Genomic DNA, 3,594 nt, shown 5'->3' on the forward strand with positions numbered 1-3,594 from the left:
AGGGCAACCCGACCTACTTCTGAACAAATTTACTAACTTCTTTATACTTGGCATCTCAATCCTCATTTTGAGTTCATGTGCTAGAGAGAAGAAAAGAGAACGAAGAGCCTTTGCCCTCTACACTCTCAATATCTAGCAGAGTTTCATGAAGTCTTAGTATCTGTTTAACGATAGCAAGTCCTAAGCCCATTGAGTTATCCCACGAATGCTCCTCTGTACGAAAGAACTTTTTAGTTACCTTGTCAATATTGTCAGCAGATATACCGACTCCTCTATCTATAACGATAACTCTACCCTCCTCTATCTTCACCTCTACAAGCTCATCAGAGTATTTTAGAGCATTCTCAATAAGGTTTTTTAACACAATCTCCATCAATGCTTTATCAGCTCTAACAAATAGAGAGGTCTCATCTACAGAAATCTCACGAGTTTTATATCTATCCTCTAAATTCATAGCAACCTCTGCTATAAGTGGTTGTATATCAAACCTACTCAACTGCAACTTCTGCTCACCACTCTCAAAACGGTTCCAAAGAAGCAGACGACCCAAAAGCTCCTCTATCTTCTCACCATTATTATAAATTTTAGATAAAAATCTTTGACGGAGTTTTGGAGGAATATCTTCATCATCGTTGAGGGTCTGAGCATATCCCATTATCGCTGCAATTGGATTACGAAACTCATGAGCGATAGCTGAGAGCATATCAGAGCGTTGGCGATTTTTTAGCTTTATCTTAGCTGTATATTTTCGCTTTTTTCTATCTCTTTTTTTCATCTTTCGCAAAAGTTGAATAAGCTTGATATTTATGAGGGCAAACTCTTTAGTAGGAAAAGAAGCTTTGGAGATTTTTTCATTAAAACTGTTTTCTACAGAGAGATACTCTTCAACTCTTTTAAGCTCTTTAGTTATACTCTTAGAAACAACATAAACTGAACTCAATATAAAGATAAGAGATAAAAGAAAAATCCCTATATGAAACAGGGGATTTTGATACTCACTAGGAGTGAAAAAAATAGCTAGAGAGTAGAGAGCTGTTACAAAAATAAAGATTGTAACAAATTTAACAATAACATATTCGGTTAGAGTTGGTCTCTCATATCTCAATACTAAACCCCAACTGACTGCTCATGCTTTCGAACTTGTGATTTTAAAATCTTAATCTCTCTAGCGTAACCATCTAGCTCCTCCTGAATCTCACTCACTTCCCAATCATCATCTGCCCACTCCAAATCATCTTTTTTTACACGATATACTCTTAGGAGCCTATTGATTTCTGCTTTTGCATCTTCGGAGTTAAACTCTTCTTGATTCTGTGTTATATCTAGTTGCATTTTCTTATCCTTAATTTTTTATTAAAACTGTTTCACTATCTTAACAAAAATATTATAAAGAGTTTCCACTTCTTCTATAGAAGTTCGCTCATTTAATGCATGAATCCTATCATTTATAACACCAAACTCCACAACTTCTATCCCATAAGGAGCTATATGTCGCCCATCGCTAGTACCTCCAACCGTTGAAAGCTTAGTCTCTACACCTGTTACTTCTCGTATCGCATCTCTCAACTCATCCACAATATATGACTCTCTATTGGTCACAAACGGATAGGAACCCTGCTCTAATCTTAGCTCATAATCCAACCCATCAAACTTTTCAGCTATAAAACTTTTTACTCTCTCTTGTGTTGTTTTTGTAGAGTTCCGCACATTGAACATTAATTTCAAATCATTAGGTGTCACATTTGTCACCTCCATACCAGAGCGAATATCAGTAAGCACTATCTTACTAGGTGAAAAATTATCATCTCCATTATCTAGGTCATGCCCTGCAATCTGAACCAATATAGAGGAGATGTCATGAATAGGATTTATAGATTTTTCAGGATAGGCTGCGTGTCCCTGTTTCCCTTTGAGCGTCAAATATCCGTTGATAGAGCCTCGTCTTCCTATCTTGATAGCATCGCCAAAGACCTCTTCACAAGTAGGTTCAGCGATAATACAATAATCAGGCAACAGTCCTATCTCATCAAGGTGTCTTAAGACTATCTGTGTTCCATAAGTGCCATCACCCTCCTCATCAGAGGTCAAAAGCAGAGAAAGTCGCCCAGAGAACTCATCATCCATATCACGAATAGCCTGAACAAAAGCTGCCACACCACTCTTCATATCTTGCGTACCACGGGCATAGATATAGCCATCTTTTATCATAGGCACAAAAGGATTGGTCTCCCACCCTTCACCAGCGGGAACCACATCCACATGACCTGCAAAACAGAGATGTTTTCCTTCACCAAATTTTTTGGTCAAAAATAGGTTCTTAACTCCACCCTCATTAATCCATGTTGCTTCAAAATTTGATAAGTAGTTTTCGATATATGTAAGTAGCCCACCATCATCAGGTGTAATGGACTCTGCACTAAGTAGTTTTAGAAATAGGTCTATAGTATCTAATCTTTTTTCCATTTTCATATCACTTTATAATTTTTTGAAATTATACATTAGATTTCTTGGAAAACACATTTGGAATCGGAGGCTTCAGCCCCGAAAAAGACGAAACTAAAGTTTTCGTTTCCTAATTTTGCAAGAAGTTTCCTAAAAAATTATGCTTTAGAGATTTCACCTCTATAAGAGACAATTCCACCAGAGTGGTTCAGCACATTTTTCATACCATTTTCTTGAAAGGCTCTTTGAATATTACCACTACGATAATCTGTTCTACAAGTGAAAATAACTGTTTTGTCTCTGTTCTCATTGAGAAAAGCTTCTCCCCAAGATTGAAACAGAGAGGTAGGTTTCAACATATCAACACCTTTAATATGTCTTCTGTCATGCTCCATCTGCTCTCGTACATCTACGAGAATAAAGTCAGCTTCACCCTTCTCTCTTAATTCTAAAAGTGCTATTAACTCACTTGAGTTGACAACACTCTTATTTAATAATTCATTCATATAAATTTAACCTTTGTAGTATATTTGTATTTTGTAATATACAATTATACATAAAATTTATAATAAACAGGAATATTAATCACTTTTATAGTGTATGCTCTTTTACATATTCTGGTGTACAGAAGATTCCACAGTGACATTTACCCTCTTCTGGTACCTCTTTTTCTATCGCTTGGGGACAAGGACAGACACGATTATCAACACTTCTGTATCTCCCTGGTTTCTGCTCATCAGGCTCTACCATATAACATGGGCAAAATCGTTTTCCATAGAGAAGTCTATGTCTTGCCAAACCTAACTGCACACCCTCATTAACATCATGCATAGGATGATACTCCCAACCAAACTGTTTACAGACTTTATCTGTAAATTTTTTAGTCTTCTCCAACTCATGTAAAAACCTTACTGAACTCATATCTAACTGTTGTAGCATATCTAACTCCTAGTTCTAATTTATTAAGTATATATTATCTTAAACTCTTTTAATATATAATGCCACAAACTAAAATCATAAATATAAAAGGATTAGTGTGACTATAGACAACAGAGTATTAGAAAATCTTGAGAAACTCTCTATGTTGAAGATATAAGATAGCAAAAAAGAGGAACTAGCAAGTCAATTAACAGAAATTCTGAAATATATAGA

At 35.8% G+C, this 3,594-nt stretch carries 5 protein-coding genes; all 5 read right to left on the reverse strand.

Translation table 11 applies throughout. The features are described from left to right. Positions 1-73: 73 nt before the first annotated feature. The gene (locus GSY74_RS03865) at positions 74-1,105 is read right to left on the reverse strand and encodes a sensor histidine kinase KdpD (protein WP_164663791.1); all 1,032 of its coding nucleotides are present in this window, start codon (positions 1,103-1,105) and stop codon (positions 74-76) included. A 2-nt stretch (positions 1,106-1,107) separates the two neighbouring features. Then, entirely contained in the window at positions 1,108-1,332 is a 225-nt protein-coding gene (locus GSY74_RS03870; protein ID WP_164663792.1) for a hypothetical protein, read from the reverse strand. Between the two features lie 21 nt (positions 1,333-1,353). After that, positions 1,354-2,463 carry a succinyl-diaminopimelate desuccinylase gene (gene dapE, locus GSY74_RS03875; protein WP_164663793.1) on the reverse strand — a complete coding sequence of 370 codons (1,110 nt, stop codon included), beginning with the start codon at positions 2,461-2,463 and terminating at the stop codon, positions 1,354-1,356. A gap of 137 nt (positions 2,464-2,600) precedes the next feature. Beyond that, complete coding sequence (locus GSY74_RS03880) at positions 2,601-2,948, reverse strand: rhodanese-like domain-containing protein (RefSeq protein ID WP_164663794.1); 348 nt, start codon at positions 2,946-2,948, stop codon at positions 2,601-2,603. 85 nt (positions 2,949-3,033) lie between these two features. Next, positions 3,034-3,381, reverse strand: a complete 348-nt coding sequence (locus GSY74_RS03885; RefSeq protein ID WP_164663795.1) for a ferredoxin-thioredoxin reductase catalytic domain-containing protein — start codon at positions 3,379-3,381, stop codon at positions 3,034-3,036. Positions 3,382-3,594: the final 213 nt, after the last annotated feature.

It is taken from the genome of Sulfurovum sp. bin170 (genome assembly GCF_010892395.1).
Lineage (GTDB): Bacteria > Campylobacterota > Campylobacteria > Campylobacterales > Sulfurovaceae > UBA1140.

Coding starts and splice junctions, on each gene's coding strand:
- GSY74_RS03870 (WP_164663792.1), bottom strand. CDS start 1,332: ATGCAACTAGATATAACACAGAATCAAGAAGAGTTTAACTCCGAAGAT.
- dapE (WP_164663793.1), bottom strand. CDS start 2,463: ATGGAAAAAAGATTAGATACTATAGACCTATTTCTAAAACTACTTAGT.
- GSY74_RS03880 (WP_164663794.1), bottom strand. CDS start 2,948: ATGAATGAATTATTAAATAAGAGTGTTGTCAACTCAAGTGAGTTAATA.
- GSY74_RS03885 (WP_164663795.1), bottom strand. CDS start 3,381: ATGCTACAACAGTTAGATATGAGTTCAGTAAGGTTTTTACATGAGTTG.